This window comes from Chitinophaga sp. YIM B06452 (genome assembly GCF_039655965.1).
Classification (GTDB): Bacteria; Bacteroidota; Bacteroidia; order Chitinophagales; family Chitinophagaceae; genus Chitinophaga.
The window spans coordinates 36,582-53,037 of sequence record NZ_JAWLKY010000008.1 but is presented as its reverse complement, the minus strand read 5'-3'; the positions used below and the strand labels follow the sequence as shown (position 1 = coordinate 53,037).

Below are 16,456 nucleotides of genomic sequence, written 5' to 3'. Positions count from 1 at the left end.
TGAATCTGAGGATTTGTCACTATTTTTAACCCCTTAATTATTAAAGTATTGTTTCTTAGTAAATTATCCCCAGACATGAAACTGCCAGCTCTTACGCCCCGCAAAGCGCTCCTGCTTGAAAGTTTGATCATTATTGGCCTTGCGCTTGTTCCATTGTTCGTCACATTTCCTTACCGGGTAAACATCTTCCTGTCGTGGGAAGGGGCATACCGCTTGTCTGAGGGGCAGGCGCCTTACAAGGACTTCGGGCTCCCGCTCGGCTATGGTTACTGGCTGGTTCCGGCGCTTTTTTTCAAGCTTTTCGGCCCGCAGCTGATCTCGCTCGTGAAAGCCCAGGTGCTGCTCAACATCGTAGGCGGTTTCTCTTTCCGTGGTATTCTCCGCCACCTGGACGTGGCGCCTGGCGTAAGGGTGCTGTCTGTGATGCTGTTCGTGATTTCTTATTCGTTTTTTAATTTCTGGCCATGGTACAACAATACGGTGATCATTTACCAGTTAGCCGGGCTGGCTTTCCTGCTGTGCGCGTTGAATAAGGATGGCAGCCGTTGGAAATGGCCTGCACTTTTTGCCGCAGCCCTGTTCACCTTCCTCAGTTTTTTCACAAAGCAGGACGGCGGCGGGCTTGCGCTGTTGCTCGCGCTCGCGCTGCTGGTGTATCACAGCCTGGTGGAAAAACGCTGGCAGGAGCTGGCAGGTTTCATTGGGTTCTACATCCTGGCCGCCTGTGCATTTATACTGCCTTTTGTGCCTTACGGCTTTGGTTACTGGTTCAACCACGGGCAGCCGCCGCACAGCTCGCGCCTGTCCATCCACGATATCATCAATGAGTTCCTCTATAACTCCCAATGGCTGAAGTTCTATTTCGTCGCCGTATTAGCAGTGACCATCCCGGCGCTGCGTGACTGGAAAAAGCTCTGGCAGGACAAACAAAAGATGCTCTTCCTGCTGCTGACGCTCGGCATCCTTGTGGAAGCCACGCTGTTCCAGGTTACCAGTTATACTCCGCCGGATAACAATATTTTCTTTCACAGCTTTGCTTTTGCCTACCTCTTTACCAGCCTGGCGCCGTTGCTCGGCTTGCAAACAGAGCAATGGCGGACTTTTATACTGAGTGCGGTGCTGGTGCTCTTCTGGTGGTCAGGGGCTTACTACAGGTACGCCGGCCGCATTGTGGACCGTCTTTTCCCCGGGGACGACAATAGTGAGGCGATCCGCACGGGGCCAACAGGAGAAAATGTCGTAGGCCGCAGTAATTACCAGTTTACCACCGATACGGCCGACGTACCTGTATCGCAATGGGTATTCTCCTCCCTGCCGGAATTCAGGAAAATATACATGCCTGCATCTACAAAAGAAGGCATCGACCGTATTATGGCCATGCCGGAAGCGAAGAAGGGCAAAGAAGCCAGGGTGCTGAACCTTACCGAGCTTACCCCGCTGGACCATGCCATCGGCTATCCACTGGAGACCGGCGGGAATATCCCGCTCTGGCATCACCTGGGAGTGGGCATGTTCAACCAGCAATTGGATGGTTATATTAAAAAGATCCGTCAGAAACATTACGACCTGGTGCTGTATGAGGATATGCCCAGGCATAATAATTTCTTTCCCTGGGCTATCCAGGATGAACTGCGGAAACACTACCGGCAGGTGGATAGTTTCCTGGCACCCCGCAGACCCACCACCAGTGCGACTATCAAGGTTTTTGTAAAATAACATGTAAGTTTGCGCCCGGTTTCCCGGTGGTAACAGTCCGCCGGGGAACCCTGGCATTATGAATACAACCGGCTCTAACAAACCTAAGCTCATCCTGGCGCTCGGCCTGGTATACATCCTCTGGGGTTCCACTTACCTGGGCGTGAAGATCGTAACGGAGGTGCTGCCGCCGTTTTTCCTCTCTGTGATCCGTTTCATTTTTGCGGGCAGCATTATGCTGGCCATCGGTTTTGCCGTAGAGAAAGAGAAACCCACCCGCAAACAGTGGATCAACGCCTCCATCATAGGCGTATTGTTGATAGGCATGGGCAACAGCAGTGTGGCGCTGTCGCTGAAATATATGCCTTCAGGGCTGGTAGCGCTGTTCATTGCCGCGTTGCCGGCGTGGTTCATCGGGCTGGACTGGCTGTTTTTTTCGAAACAACGCCCGGGGGCATTGACCCTTTGGGGGCTGGTGCTGGGTTTCGTGGGACTTTTCTGCATTTTTGATCCCTTCTATATTATTCACCCGGATACGGTTATACGAAATTACCCGCTGTGGCCCATCCTTGTGCTCACAGGCGGTTCCATTGCATGGGCCTTCGGGTCTTTATTGTCGCCGCGTCTGGATACGCCCCGCCAGCTCACTTCCTCGGGCATACAGATGCTTTCCGGGGTGATCTGCTCCATCATACTGAGCGCATTGCTGGAAAGTGACCAGCAGGCTGCGTTCCAGGCCATGACCACCCGCACCTGGACCGCCATTGCATACCTGGTGATATTCGGGTCCCTGGTGGGGTATACGGCTTTCAGCTGGCTGGTAAACAATGCGCCTACGCAGGTTTCCGCCACCTATGCCTATGTGAATCCCGTAGTGGCGCTCATTTTGGGATGGGCATTCCTGGGAGAAACCCTCAGCACGCATGCTTTCATTGGTTCTGTGATCGTAATAGCGGGAGTGGTGCTGATGACCATCCGGAAGAAGTAGTTATTTGGCCAGCTCCACGTCGAACTGTATCACGTCCGGGTGCTGCAGCAGGTGGTCGTTCATTTGGGCGATCAGGCCGTCAGGTCCGCGGATCTCGTATTTGCCTTCAAAGATCACGTCCCCCGTTTTATCGTCCGTATATTTTCCAGTGGTGAGCCGGGTATAATTCAGCTTGTGGCTGTGGAAAAGCGCCTCCAGGGCTTCTTGGCTGAAAGCTTTCTGACGGTATTTCACTGCGTAATATTTCCTTTCCCTTCGGCTCACGATCAGGTCTTCCGCGTAGGAAAACATCCACAGGGCGAGCAGGGTGATGACCACAGCGGCCGAAGCCGTAATGTACTGCCCTGTGCCAACAGCCATGCCGATTGCGGCAGAGATCCATATCACGGCGGCAGTGGTGATGCCGTCTATCGTAAAGCCGCCCCTGAAGATCACGCCCGCGCCAATGAAACCCACGCCGGTAAGGATGTTGGAGGCAATGCGGTCTGCCGATACGCCGCCGCCCACCTGCTGGCTCAGCATGGTAAAGAGGGCGGAGCTGATGCAGATCAGCGAAATGGTGCGTACGCCCGCAGCCTTCCGGTGGATCTCCCTTTCGAGGCCCAGCAGGAAGCCCGCCAGCGTGGCGGCCAGCAGGCGGATGATCATCACGCCGGCTATGTCATGCGATATTTCCATCAGATCAACAGCTTTGAGGAACGGGAATGTTGTTCACGGCTATCAGCCTGTCCAGCCTGATCACCAGCCCGTTATCAGCCAGCAAATACTCTGCCTTATTCAGCACGTAAAGGTCTTTGATCACGGCAGAGACCTCATGTTCCTTTCCTTCTTCGTCGTAGAACTTTAACAGGCAAACGGTGCGCATGGTTGCCCAGGCCTCCAGGCGGTCGTAATAATCACAATTGATGGGCGTATATGCGGGTTCGGGCGTATTCATAAAAATTGCTTTGTAAAATTAACCCTGGCTGGCCTATTTTTGCAGCACTGAAAAAGGTAATCTATTAAAAAAAACCGGCATGTTAGAGTCTACATTTAATTTTCCTCATCAGACTGCCTTTTATAAAGGTAAGGTAAGAGACGTTTACACCATTGAAGATAAATGGATGGTGATGTTTGTAAGCGACCGTATTTCCGCATTCGACGTGGTGCTTCCGCGCCCTATCCCTTACAAGGGTCAGGTGCTGAACCAGATCGCGGCCATTATGCTGGATGCTACGAAGGATATTGTGCCCAACTGGGTGAAATCCGTACCGCTGCCGAATGCTACCGTAGGACTGAAATGCGAGACCTTCCCCGTTGAAATGGTAGTGCGCGGCAATCTTACCGGCCATGCATGGCGTACCTACAAAAGCGGCAAACGCGAGCTTTGCGGCGTGGCCCTGCCTGAAGGCCTGAAAGAAAATGATTATTTCGCTTCCCCGATCATTACCCCCACCACCAAGGCGCACGAGGGGCACGACGAGGATATTTCCCGCGAAGAGATCATTTCCAGCGGCCTGGTGAGCAGGGAAGATTACGAGCAACTGGAAAAGTACACCCTCGCCCTGTTCCAGCGCGGCCGCGAACTGGCTGCCAAACGCGGCCTGATCCTGGTGGACACGAAATACGAATTCGGCAAGATCGGCGATACCATTTACCTGATCGACGAAATTCACACGCCGGATTCTTCCCGTTTCTTCTACGCGGAAGGTTACGAGGAAAAACAAAAGGCCGGCGAGCCGCAAAAGCAGCTCAGCAAGGAGTTTGTACGCGAATGGCTCATGGAGAACGGATTCCAGGGCAAAGACGGCCAGCAGGTGCCCGAAATGACTGACGCCTTCGTGGAAAGCGTGACCAACCGTTACATCGAGCTGTTCGAGAACATCACCGGCCAGCAATTCAAAAAAGAAAATGTAAGCAAGGAAGATTCAGAGAAAAAGATTATTGAAGTGCTGAATGGCATGAAATAATTTTTGGCAGGTATAAAACAGGAAAGGGCGGGCAACCGCCCTTTTTTTATGGGCAGCCATGATCACAACCTGATGAACGGCGCCGTAAATACTTTTTGCGCGCCCTCATAGATCACGCACCAGTAGCTGCCCGCAGGCAAGCCATCCAGCAGGATGGCCTGTTGCAGGTCTGTCACTTTCACCTGCTTCACGATACGGCCCTGTGCGTTGAGGATGTACAGGTCGCGGCCCAGGATGTTGCGGCTGAGCAGCTGCAGCGTGCGGGCGGCGGGGTTGGGGAAGATGAGGAAATCTCCGCGCTGCAATATGTTCACGGCCACAGGGTCTGTATAGATCAAGCTGCCCTGGAGCGTTTCCAGCGCGGCGCGGTAATACACGATGCCTTCAGGCGGCTGCCCATCGCGCATGGAATAGCTGAGGGCGGATGAAACGGCTTGCCTGCCGAGGCTCAGCCATTCCTGCTTTTGCAGGCGCTCCCAGCTGAGCTGCCGAAGGCCGTAGGTGCTGCCCAGCTGAAGCTGGAGCAATACCTGCCCGTCTTCCAGCAGGTCTGCGGTAAATTGCCGGGCATAACAATCCAGGCCCTGGTTTGCATAAGGGATGCTGTTGCTGGTCAGTCCCGGCTGGCCATTGGCAATGGGCTGCACGGCAAAATAACCGGGCAGCGCGGCGTTTTTCTGTAATACGAGGAAAGTATCGGTTGTTTGCGCGAAAGCGGTCATTGCAGGCCCGGAAAGGCCGTAAATGATATAATGCGAAGCGCCGCTGAGAGTGTTCCAGGAGATCATGGCAGAGTCTGCGCAATTGAAGCCTGTTTGCAGCCGCAGCAGCGGCGAAACCATGAACGGCGGGCTGATGAACGTGCGCCCGGCGGTTTCCATTTTCAGCAGGGCGGGGGAAAGCACGTTGGGTACGGGCCAGGAAAGACCGTCCTGCAGAAGCCCGGTGCTGTCGCCAATGGGCTGCCAGCTGGCGCCGTTGTCAAGGCTGTACGAAGCCATGCCTTTGGTGGTGATGGAGCTTTTCCAGCGGAGCGCCATGATTTCCCCGCCGGGGATGGCCTCATTTTCCGCGGGGCTTTGCCATTCAAAATGATCCTGCGGCATAAGCTGCCAGGCTATGGTGAACTTTTGCGTGCTGGCGGTTACCCGTGTGCCCTTTACATGAATGATGTAAGTACCCGCGGCGGGCAGCGAAATGAAAACCTGTTCGGTATTATTAATGCTGTCCCGGCCGCGCTGCGCGGGCGCCGCGAGGGCTGCGGCATTGGGTTCGGTGCGCAAAATCCAGGGCAGGTGAATATTGCCCGCTGCGTCTGACAAATAGAGATCAAGATCGTTGACCAGCGCCTGCAGGCTGTTTATTGCAGCGGGCGGGTCTGTATATGAGAGTGTTATTTTGCAGAATGCAGTGGCGGAGGGTATTTCCAGCGTTTGCATATATTCATTGGCATTACTAACCCCTGCAATGGCGAACCGGCTGTTGATGAGGGTTTGCGCGGCTTCCCAGGCGTTCAGCGCCCCGAACCCGCTGCTATGGTCTGCGCCGGGCTGCGCTATATCGTCTGCACTATTGACCAGCACAGCTTTCAGCAGTGAAGCCGGCGGGAGGGAGGCGTGTTGTTCGCGGTAGATCTGCTGCAGCAGGAGGGCTGTACCCGATACGAGCGCCGCCGCGCCGGAAGTGCCGTCTTTCCCGTAAGCAACGATCTCCGGCTTAATGCGGCCATCGTACGCAGGTCCTTTGGAGCTGGCGGCCGGCACTGCGTTGTTGCTTTCTGTGCCGCCCGCCACCAGTACATTCTTCGCTTGCTTGAAAGTACCGCTCAGGTTGGCCCAGCCCGCCACACCGCTGTAAGGCCCGGTGGCGGAGGTTTGCTGCCCGCTGTTGCCGGAAGAAAATACATGCAGCAGCGTGTCCGCCCCGTACACCTGTTCGTCGTACGCAACGGCCTCCAACCCGTAATAATTTTCGATGCCCGTGCCGTAAGAATGATTTTGCAGGGCAATGCCATGCTGCGTGAAATAGGTAACGTCGTCGGCAGACAAACGATCGAACGAAGAAGAAGCCAGCAAGGCGCCTGGCGCCACGCCTCTGCCCGCCGCGCCTGAATTTCCCGCGCCGGCAATGAAGGTGGCCATGATCGTGGAATGCGGCTCCATCAGTTCTGCCGCCAGCGCAGTGGGAATGTAACGTTGCAGGAGGTCTGTATCCGTTGTGTCGAAAAGTGTTTCTTTGACAGACACCCGGAGGCCGTTGCCCCGCAATGCAGGCAGCTGCTGCCATACAGTGGAAATGCGGTTGAGCCCCGGATCGGTAGACGTAATGAGTATCTCCGGCTTCGCAATGCGGCGGGTATCCGCGAACGCGATGGCTGTGTCGCTGATGAATTTTCCCCAATCCTTTTTCGCCACTTTCTGCAAGGCCGTGTGGCCTTTTGTTTCCCATCTTACAAAACGGGCATGAGGAGAAATACCAGACAGAACGAAGATGCTGTCTTTTTCTTTTGCTGCTTCCACCGCGAGCAGCAGCGTTTCGGAAGCTTTCCAGTTGCTGTTGGCCGGCCAGTATACGATGCTGCTGTCTGCCGGGCGGTTTTGCACGATATGGAAGTAAGGTGTGAGGGAACGTTTGATTTGCATCGATTGCAATTTTCCGGCGGCTGCATGTACGAGAAAAAACGGCGTGGTACTGCGGGCAGTTTTATTGCGACCGGAAGTATCCTGCGTGGAAACGGCATAACGGCGTATGATGTCCGGCTGCTGGGCGGCAAGCCGCAAAGAAAAGGTGGTGGCCCAGGCGCAGAGGGTCAACGTCAGGCGAAGCAGGTTAAAAAAATTGCGCATGCACTAAAACTATCATTTTTTTTTATCATGAAAAAAAATAGTATTATTGACTACGAAAGACCTTAAGAGAGCACTTATAATCTAAACCGAAGATCTAAAATCCACATTCAATCAGGCTTAACTTAAAAATCTTTTATTAACCCGTAAATCCCTGCCGGAGAGTATTCCAGCAGGCGGATTTATAGTCCTGTTGTTTTTTGATCCGCCGTGAAGGAGCATCACGGTAACGGATATACTTTTTTATTTTTTTCATTTTCAAAAACCCAAAATCTGAATGCTATGAAGAAGCAAAACAGTTTTATTTTTTCCATCCTGTTCGTTGCGGCGATCGTAACCCTCGCCGCCTGCCAAAAAGACCAGAAGACTGAAACCAGCGCCCAGGGCCAGGTTTCCGAAGAAACGCTTGCCCAGATCAAAGCGAAAGGGTTCAGCACAGAAAATGTGCGGGCCTGGAACGGCGGCTACATTGTAGAAAACGACATTTTCCTGGACCAGGAAACGCTCACCACAGAATCTTCCACGCCCAATGTACGCATCGCCGAAGTGGAACAGTACCGGACCAACAACCTCGTAAAAAGCCTGCCCAGGGTCATCAGCATCCAGGTTTCCAATCTCGGCACCGCTTTCGTTGATGGCACAGACCTGGCGATCCAGCGGTACAATGCCCTGGGGCTGAATATTACTTTCAAGCGGATCACCAGCGGCCGGGCTGATATTGTCATCAAAGGTTTTTATGAAGGCCCCAGCGGCGGCTTCATCACGCTGGGCTCTGCCGGTTTCCCCAAGAGGAACGGCGATCCTTATGGAAGCATCAGCATGAATACCCATCCGCAGGCTTACGGCACCAACCCTGACGTGCAGTACGTGGGTTCCGTTATCCAGCATGAGCTGGGCCATTGCATCGGCTTCCGCCATACGGATTATATGAACCGCGCATTCAGCTGCGGCAGCGGCGGCAATGAAGGCAGCGCAGGGGTAGGCGCCGTGCACATCCCGGGCACGCCCACCGGCCCCGATTCCGGCTCCTGGATGCTGGCCTGCTCCAATGGCGGCAACCGGACCTTCAACGCGAATGATATCATCGCGCTGAACTACCTGTATTGATCCACCGGTAAAAATAGGAAAGAGGCTGCCCTTACAGGATGGAGCAGCCTCTTTTTTATGCCTTCAGCGCACGTTTATGCTAGGTCCGCCACCGCCGGCGTGCTTCGTTTGAACGGCTGTTTTTTCCAGTACGTGAGGCTGCGCCAAACCCACTCCAGCGGCCCGAAACGATAGTGTTTCAGCCATACGTTGCTGAAAATGACCTGGAAGATCCATATGCCAAAAGTGATAAGGTACAGTTCGTATCTTTCCACCGCGCCATACCAGCGCAGTCCTACACCATAAAAAATAAAACCGCAGATAATGCTTTGCATCAGGTAATTAGTAAAGGCCATTTGCCCGACGGCTGCCATCTTTTTAAAAAATCCCGTGGCCAGGCCATATTTGTACAGCAGCATCAGCAGCCCCAGGTGCCCCAGCAGCAAGAGTATCCGCCGGATCTCATACCAGCTGATGAACATATTGTCCGCCACCCGTGTCGAATCAAAATCAAGGCGGAAGATGGAACTAAGTATCCAAGAGTTAAGCGGCAACCCCAGCGCATAGCCCGCCAGCATGAGCTTCCAATAGAACGATACCGGCTTCAGGCCTGTGAGCACGCCGGTCCTGTAGAAATACATGCCTAAAAAGAAACACACCATCAGATCCCAGAAAAAGAAATTGTAAACGCTGAACGACTGGAATTCTTCGTTCCTGGGGTAAATATGCCGCAGGGTGGTGAGATAGCTGCCCTGGTAGGCGTCCACCTCTTCCTGCGCTTCTTTCAGCTTCGCTTCGCGGGTATGTTCTTTTTGATATTTCTCCCATTTTTCTTTGTCTTCTTTTTGCTGTTCGGTGAGCTTTACTTTTTGTTTTTCCAGCTGCAGGGCATATTCGCCTTTGGTGCGTTTTGCTTTTTGTTCATACAGGTTCATGGTGCCTTTGAAAGTGCCGACCGCCAGGGCAATGACCGCCATCATGAGCAGGAGCCTGGGTTTGGCATGACGGAAAGGATAAAGCAGCAGGCCGCCGGCGGCGTAGACATAGAGCACATCACCGTTCCAGAGCAGCACGTTGGCGTCTATCAACCCGAAAAGCAGCAACCAGAGCAGGCGGCGGTAGTAAATGTCTGCGGGAGACACTGCGCCGGGAGGTCTTTTTTCAAGCCTTTCCAGCAGCAGCACACAGCCTGCGCCGAACAGGAGGCTGAAAAAGCCGCGCATAGTGCCTTCGAAGAACAGGCGCACGATCCACCAGGCGTAATAATTAGGGCCGGAAAGCTCGTTACGCAGCCGGAGGTCGAAGTCCATCTGGTCCGGCATGCCGAAGAAGGGAATGTTCATCAGTAAAATGCCTAACAGCGCAACGCCGCGCAGGCTGTCTATGATCTGGAGCCGTTCCGATTGTTGCGTGGGAAGGGCAAAAGCTGGAGTTGACATACGGGTATGGGTTTCTGGGTTCGCTGGTTTTGCTAAATATAAGTAAATTCTCTCATGCCGCCGTGAAAGTGCTGTTTAAAAATGACCGGCTTTGCCTACATTTGTAAGGCTTAAACGGAACCATTAGGAAGACTTTATCTTGTATGCAACATCTCGCAGCGCTCAACAAATACTTCGTCAAATATAAATGGCTTTTCCTGCTGGGAATGCTTTTCACTTCCATCTCCATCGTATTCAGTGTTTTCCAGCCCATACTGGTCAGGCAGATATTCGACTTGCTGGACCAGAACCTGAAAAACTACCGGATGATCAGCGATTCAGACCTGAAAACGCCCTTCCGGTCGGTGTTTTCAGGCACGCTTGCTTTTTATGGCCTCTCTATCCTGGGCATGGCATTGCTCAGCGGGTTCTTTATGTTCCTGCAAAGGCAAACCCTCATCGTGATGAGCCGCCACATCGAATACGACCTGAAGAACGAGATCTTCCAGCAGTACCAGCGGCTGGACCTTAACTTTTTCAAAATGAACCGTACGGGCGATATGATGAGCCGCATCACGGAAGATGTGTCGCGCGTGCGCATGTACGTGGGCCCCGCGCTGATGTACGCCGCCCGTACCATCATCATGATGGTGATCATCATCTGGCTGATGTGGTCCGTAAACCCCGTGCTGACGCTTTACACGCTCAGCCCGCTGCCTTTGCTGGCGCTCACTATTTATTTCGTGAACAGTGTTATCCACAGCAAAAGCGAACGCATACAGTCGCAGCTCAGCAATATTACATCTGTGGCGCAGGAGAACTACTCCGGCATCCGTGTGATCAAATCATATGTGCAGGAAGAACCCAGCGCGCAGCACTTCGAAGAGGCCAGCGAAGCGTACAAAAAAAGCTCTATCAGTCTTGCTAAAACCGACGCCCTCTACCAGCCGGCCATGATGCTGATGATCGGGCTGAGCGTGATCCTGACCATTTTCATCGGCGGCATGCAGGTGATCAAAGGGAATATCACGATCGGCAACCTGGCGGAGTTCGTGTTGTATGTGAACATGCTTACGTTCCCGTTCTTTTCCATCGGCTGGGTGGCATCCATGATACAGCGGGCGGCGGCTTCGCAGCAGCGCATCAACGAGTTCCTGGATGAAAGGCCGCAGATACATGACCGCCCGGATGCCCGCACGGTATCCCTGCAAGGGGAGATCCGCTTCCAGAACGTGTCTTTCACCTACCCGCATACAGGCATCCAGGCGCTGAAGGATTTTGATCTTACTATACAGCCCGGGCAGAAAGTGGCCATCATCGGCCGTACGGGCGCCGGCAAATCCACCCTGGCGCAGCTGCTCATCCGCATGTACGACCCGCAGGAAGGGAAGATCACGATAGACGGGTACGACATCCGCAGCCTGAAACTCTCCGTGCTGCGCAACCAGATCAGCTATGTGCCGCAGGACGTGTTCCTGTTCTCCGATACCATCACCAACAATATCCGCTTCGGTGAACCCACGGCCAACGAGGAATCCGTGCAGCTGGCGGCCCGGCAGGCTTCCGTGGAGAAAGACATCCTGGCTTTCCCCGAAGGGTTCAACACTGTAGTGGGGGAGCGGGGCGTAACCCTCAGCGGCGGCCAGAAGCAGCGCGTATCCATTGCCCGCGGCCTCATCCGCAACCCGGATATCATGCTGTTCGACGACTGCCTTTCAGCCGTAGACGCCCGCACGGAAAAGGAGATCATCGGCAACCTGTATGCTTACCTGAAACATAAAACGGCCATTATCATCACGCACCGTATTTTCTCGCTTTTTACGTTCGACCGGATCATTGTGCTGGACGAAGGGAGGATGGTGGAAAGCGGGACACATGAAGAATTATTGTCAAGGAATGGGTATTATGCCGAGCTGTATGCCCGTCAGCAATCGGGGGAAGAAGAACGCATAAACGAGTAAATGTCATTGGGTTGTAAACCGCTACCATCAAGCTTTGCGCGAAATATAAGATGATTTTTCAAAATCATTTAAAATTATTTTGATATTTGTAAAACAATAGTATATTTGTTGATTATTGATCATTCAAACAGGATTTGATTCGTTAACACTTAAATCTATCAACTGTGGCGTACGAAAACAACAATCAACAGGAAAGAAACAATGACAGCATCTTTTCCAAGCGATTGAAAGCGGGCAAAAGAAGAACTTATTTCTTTGATGTAAAAACTACTCGGGGCAACGACTACTTTCTGACTATCACCGAAAGTAAAAAACGTTTCAACGATAACGGTTACGACAGGCATAAAGTATTCCTGTACAAAGAAGACTTTAACAAGTTTCTCAATGCTTTAACCGAAACCATCAACTACGTAAAAACCGAGTTGATGCCCGATTTCGACTTTGATGCTTACAACCATGATTATTCTGAATCCCGCGAAGACGAGCAGGATGGTGAAGGTGTGGTATCCGAAGTTTCTGCACCCGTTCGTGCACAACACACCGAGGTAGCTGCTGAAGCTGAAGCTGAGGTCCAGGCTCCCTCCGGAGAGGATGTGGATAAATGGTAAAAATTCTTTCTCCCTGTCAACTAAGATACTTAACCTCCGGAAGCCCGGAGGTTTTTTTATGCCTTCATTTTCCGTATGGCCTGAAAGAAAGCCCCCGGTTGTTTTCCGGGGGCTTTCTTTTTTGAATGGATCATATGTTTTACGACCGCCAGTGCTTATATGCATTGATCAGCCCGTTGGTGGAAGAATCATGGCTGGAAACCGTTCCGCTGTCGCTTAATTCCGGCAATATCCGGTTGGCCAGCTGCTTGCCCAGCTCCACGCCCCATTGGTCGAAGCTGTAGATGTCCCAGATCACGCCCTGCACGAAGATCTTGTGTTCGTACATCGCGATGAGGGAGCCCAGGCTGCGGGGTGTTATCTTTTTCAGCAGGAAGGAATTGGTAGGGCGGTTGCCGCTGAAAACTTTGTAAGGCACCAGTTCTTCCGGCGTGCCTTCGGCCTTTACCTCTTCCGCGGTTTTCCCGTTCATCAGCGCCTCCGTTTGCGCGAAAAAATTGCTCAGCAGCTTGGGATGGTGGTCGCCGATAGGATTGTGGCTGATGGCGGGCGCTATGAAGTCGCAGGGGATCATTTTAGTGCCCTGGTGGATGAGCTGGTAGAACGCATGCTGGCCATTAGTGCCGGGTTCGCCCCATACCACGGGGCCGGTTTGCCAGGTCACGGGCTGGCCGCTGCGGCTGGTGCTTTTGCCATTGCTTTCCATATTCCCCTGCTGGAAATAGGCTGCAAACCGGTGCATATACTGGTCGTAAGGCAGGATGGCCTCAGATTGGGCGTCGAAGAAATTGCCGTACCATATGCCGATGAGTGCCATGATGAGCGGGATGTTCTGCTCAAACGGCGTGTCGCGGAAATGAACGTCTGTGGCATGTGCGCCATCCAGCAGCGCAGCGAAATGGTCGTAACCGATGGTGAGGGCGATAGACAGGCCGATGGCGCTCCAAAGGCTGTAACGGCCGCCCACCCAATCCCAGAAGGCGAACATGTTCTTCGCGTCTATGCCGAAGGCGGTCACCGCTTTTTCGTTGGTAGATAACGCGGCGAAATGCAGGGCGATGTCTTTTTCAGACCCCCCGTTGTCCAGGAACCAGCTGCGCGCGGAATGCGCGTTGGTCATGGTTTCCTGGGTAGTGAAAGTTTTGGAGGCGATAAGGAAAAGCGTTTCGTCTGCTTTTACTTTTTTGAGCGTTTCGGCGATGTGCGTACCGTCTACATTGGATACGAACCAGGTCTGGATACCTTCCACCCAGTAAGGTTTCAGCGCTTCGGTAACCATTACCGGGCCGAGGTCGGAGCCGCCGATGCCGATGTTTACGATATAACGGATACGCTTACCCGAAAATCCTTTCCATTCACCGCTGTGCACGCGGGCGCAGAAGTCCTTCATCTGCTGCAGCACGGCATTCACGTCCGGCATTACGTCTTTGCCATCCAGCACAACGGGCGTATTGGAAGTATTGCGCAGGGCGGTGTGCAGCACGGCTCGGCCTTCCGTGGCGTTGATCTTCTCAGCGCCGAACATGGCTTTGATGGCTTCGTCTACCTTGCATTCCTTTGCCAGCGCCTGCAGGTGCTGCAGCGTTTCTTTATCGATGAGGTTCTTGGAATAATCGAACAGGATGTCTTCAAATTGCAGCGAAAAATCCCTGAAGCGGCCGGGATCGGCCGCAAACAGGGCCCGTATGTGTTTTTCGCGCATCACTGCCGCGTGGGATTGTAGTTGTTGCCAGGCTTTGGTGGCATCAGGCTTTACGGATGAGAACATGATCTATCTTTTATCTGTTATTGCAGTTAATGATTCACCCAAAAATACGCAGGCGGACCCAAAGATGAAAGCGATGATTTACAGAAGCGGGCGTTTCCGCAACAATTGCATGAGAACGGACAATACCAGCACGGCGATCACCAGCGTGCCGGCGGCGATGATGGGAGCGGAGTTTGCCGTGAGAGGCGACTCCCGCTTCAGGATAATGCCATAAAAGCCCCAGATGCTGGCCACGCCGTACCAGATGTTGTTGTGCCGGAAGATCATGAACAGCGCGGCCAGCGTACCGACGATCATGCCGGTGATGGCCCAGGCCGCCTGGCTGAAGCCCCAGCCGGACCAGCCGATGGAGGTCAGGAACGCGAATATGTTGGCGATGGAGGCTATCACGATCCAGCCCAGGTATACGCCGAATGGAAAATGAATAAAGATCTTTTCCCGCAGGGGGGCACCGGGGTGGGCTATACCGAAACTGGCGTGAATTTTCCCCAATGTGAACAGGAGAAGGAACATGAAGAGGAGCGAAAGCCATATCTGCTCGTAATGCCAGGCGAACAGCCAGCAGGCATTGGCCAGGCAGTTCAGCAGGAACCAGTATTTCATGCGCGCGATGAACGCGCTTAGTTCCGCTTCGTGGCCTTTGGTGAAGGAAAGCCACAGCTGGTAGCCGGCGAACCCCAGCAATCCCAGGTAAATAACGCTCCAGATGGAAAAAGTAACATTGGCCGGGGTGAAGAGGCTCGGGTACCGGTTTGATATCTCCCCCGTGGTAACGCCGTTCAGCGTGGCGGTATTGGCCATCACATTCACGCCGATCACCACCAGCAGGGCGATCAGGTTAAAAGAGGTCTGCTGACGGAAATGGGGGAGGCTCATGCGGGTTTCCATTGGGTTCGGGTTTGGTTTGAATTCCAGCAAAAATCTTTCCAGTTCTAATTTACGCATTAAAAATGAGCCGCTTACGCGGTTTCATAATTCATTAATAATGATTTATCTTTGCGGACTTATGACAGCAGAGCAACTTAAAGCTATGAGGGACCGCTTGTACGTCCTGGGAGGTTTTCTTTAACGTACAGGACCGCATAGACAAAATAGAAAATGATAAGCAAATGACGCTGGCGCCCGGGTTCTGGGACGACAACGAACGCGCGACTGCCATCCTGAAAGAGATCAAGGTGCACAAATTCTGGGTAGACCTGTATGACAACGTGCACACTGCTATAGACGACAGCGCCACCCTGCAGGAATTCCAGAAAGAAGGCGAAGCCACCGAAGAAGATGTGAACGCAGCATACGACGTTGCCCTCAAGGCATTGGACGAGCTGGAGTTTAAGAGCACGCTCAACCAGCCGGAAGACGAGATGCCCGCGGTACTGACCATCAACTCGGGCGCAGGCGGCACCGAAAGCCAGGACTGGGCTGAGATGCTGCTCCGTATGTACCGCATGTACGGCGAAAAACAGGGCTGGAAAGTGAGCGAGATAGACGTGCAGTACGGCGACGGGGCCGGGATCAAATCCGCTACCCTGGAGTTCGACGGCGACTTTGCCTACGGCCTTCTCAAAGCCGAAAGCGGCGTTCACCGCCTGGTGCGTATTTCACCGTTCGACTCCAATGCCCGCAGGCATACTTCCTTTGCTTCCGTTTTCGTGTACCCGCTGGTAGACGATACCATCGAAGTGACCGTGAACCCCGCTGACCTGGAATGGGAATTCTACCGTTCCGGCGGTAAAGGCGGGCAGAACGTGAACAAGGTGGAGACCGCGGTACGTTTGAAGCACATTCCATCCGGCATTATCATTGAATGCCAGCAGAGCCGCACCCAGGGCGAGAACCGGGAGAAGGCGCTGACCATGCTGAAATCGCGCCTCTATGAAGAGGAGATCCGCAGGAGGGAAGAGCTGAAGAACGCCACCAACGCCAATAAGCGCAAGATTGAATGGGGCTCGCAGATCCGTTCCTACGTTTTCCATCCGTACAAGATGATCAAGGACCACCGTACCGACTTTGAAGTAGGCAACGTAGGCCCTGTCATGGACGGAGAGCTGGACGGGTTTATCAAGGCTTACCTGATGATGCAGAAAGAAGATGAGAAAGGCTGATAAGATAGCCGGCCATTAATTAATAAACCGAAACAACA

At 53.3% G+C, this 16,456-nt stretch carries 14 protein-coding genes; 8 read left to right on the top strand and 6 right to left on the bottom strand.

All coding sequences use genetic code 11. From position 1 onward, the window contains the following. Positions 1-75: 75 nt before the first annotated feature. Together R3I13_RS25535 and R3I13_RS25530 are read left to right on the top strand one after the other, a co-directional pair. Positions 76-1,716 (top strand): hypothetical protein, encoded by a 1,641-nt coding sequence (locus R3I13_RS25535; protein WP_346320831.1) that lies wholly within the window; start codon positions 76-78, stop codon positions 1,714-1,716. Between the two features lie 58 nt (positions 1,717-1,774). Beyond that, positions 1,775-2,683 carry an EamA family transporter gene (locus R3I13_RS25530; RefSeq protein WP_346320830.1) on the top strand — a complete coding sequence of 303 codons (909 nt, stop codon included), beginning with the start codon at positions 1,775-1,777 and terminating at the stop codon, positions 2,681-2,683. Here the strand turns inward: R3I13_RS25530 and R3I13_RS25525 are convergent, their stop codons facing one another. Together R3I13_RS25525 and R3I13_RS25520 are read right to left on the bottom strand one after the other, a co-directional pair. Beyond that, positions 2,684-3,361: an MgtC/SapB family protein gene (locus tag R3I13_RS25525; protein ID WP_346320829.1), complete on the bottom strand. Its 678-nt coding sequence runs from the start codon at positions 3,359-3,361 to the stop codon at positions 2,684-2,686. 4 nt (positions 3,362-3,365) lie between these two features. After that, complete coding sequence (locus R3I13_RS25520; protein ID WP_346320828.1) at positions 3,366-3,620, bottom strand: hypothetical protein; 255 nt, start codon at positions 3,618-3,620, stop codon at positions 3,366-3,368. 79 nt (positions 3,621-3,699) lie between these two features. Here R3I13_RS25520 and R3I13_RS25515 point away from each other — a divergent pair, with 79 nt between their 5' ends. Beyond that, entirely contained in the window at positions 3,700-4,632 is a 933-nt protein-coding gene (locus tag R3I13_RS25515; protein ID WP_346320827.1) for a phosphoribosylaminoimidazolesuccinocarboxamide synthase, read from the top strand. A 62-nt stretch (positions 4,633-4,694) separates the two neighbouring features. On the opposite strand, the gene R3I13_RS25510 is transcribed toward R3I13_RS25515, so the two are convergent. Then, positions 4,695-7,274, bottom strand: coding sequence for a S8 family peptidase (locus R3I13_RS25510; protein WP_346320826.1), 2,580 nt, complete (start codon positions 7,272-7,274; stop codon positions 4,695-4,697). Positions 7,275-7,298: 24 nt separating this feature from the next. Here R3I13_RS25510 and R3I13_RS25505 point away from each other — a divergent pair, with 24 nt between their 5' ends. Further along, on the top strand, positions 7,299-7,544 hold the full coding sequence (locus R3I13_RS25505; protein WP_346320825.1) for a hypothetical protein: 246 nt from the start codon (positions 7,299-7,301) through the stop codon (positions 7,542-7,544). A 213-nt stretch (positions 7,545-7,757) separates the two neighbouring features. Next, positions 7,758-8,582 carry a M57 family metalloprotease gene (locus R3I13_RS25500; protein WP_346320824.1) on the top strand — a complete coding sequence of 275 codons (825 nt, stop codon included), beginning with the start codon at positions 7,758-7,760 and terminating at the stop codon, positions 8,580-8,582. A 74-nt stretch (positions 8,583-8,656) separates the two neighbouring features. Here R3I13_RS25500 and R3I13_RS25495 read toward each other — a convergent pair whose 3' ends face one another. Beyond that, complete coding sequence (locus R3I13_RS25495; protein ID WP_346320823.1) at positions 8,657-10,000, bottom strand: DUF418 domain-containing protein; 1,344 nt, start codon at positions 9,998-10,000, stop codon at positions 8,657-8,659. Between the two features lie 143 nt (positions 10,001-10,143). Between R3I13_RS25495 and R3I13_RS25490 the strand changes: the two genes are divergently transcribed. Beyond that, complete coding sequence (locus R3I13_RS25490; protein ID WP_346320822.1) at positions 10,144-11,940, top strand: ABC transporter ATP-binding protein; 1,797 nt, start codon at positions 10,144-10,146, stop codon at positions 11,938-11,940. Between the two features lie 164 nt (positions 11,941-12,104). Then, the gene (locus R3I13_RS25485) at positions 12,105-12,548 is read left to right on the top strand and encodes a DUF3276 family protein (RefSeq protein WP_346320821.1); all 444 of its coding nucleotides are present in this window, start codon (positions 12,105-12,107) and stop codon (positions 12,546-12,548) included. 139 nt (positions 12,549-12,687) lie between these two features. On the opposite strand, the gene pgi is transcribed toward R3I13_RS25485, so the two are convergent. Beyond that, positions 12,688-14,316 carry a glucose-6-phosphate isomerase gene (pgi, locus tag R3I13_RS25480; protein WP_346320820.1) on the bottom strand — a complete coding sequence of 543 codons (1,629 nt, stop codon included), beginning with the start codon at positions 14,314-14,316 and terminating at the stop codon, positions 12,688-12,690. Between the two features lie 78 nt (positions 14,317-14,394). Further along, positions 14,395-15,261 carry a hypothetical protein gene (locus tag R3I13_RS25475; RefSeq protein WP_346320819.1) on the bottom strand — a complete coding sequence of 289 codons (867 nt, stop codon included), beginning with the start codon at positions 15,259-15,261 and terminating at the stop codon, positions 14,395-14,397. A 61-nt stretch (positions 15,262-15,322) separates the two neighbouring features. On the opposite strand from R3I13_RS25475, the gene prfB reads away from it, so the two are divergent. Continuing rightward, positions 15,323-16,418, top strand: a protein-coding gene (prfB, locus tag R3I13_RS25470; RefSeq protein ID WP_346320818.1) for a peptide chain release factor 2 whose coding sequence is annotated in 2 segments (ribosomal slippage) — positions 15,323-15,382 and positions 15,384-16,418 — 1,095 coding nt in all. Because the reading frame shifts where the segments join, the coding sequence is not laid out codon by codon here. The last annotated feature ends 38 nt before the right edge of the window (positions 16,419-16,456 follow it).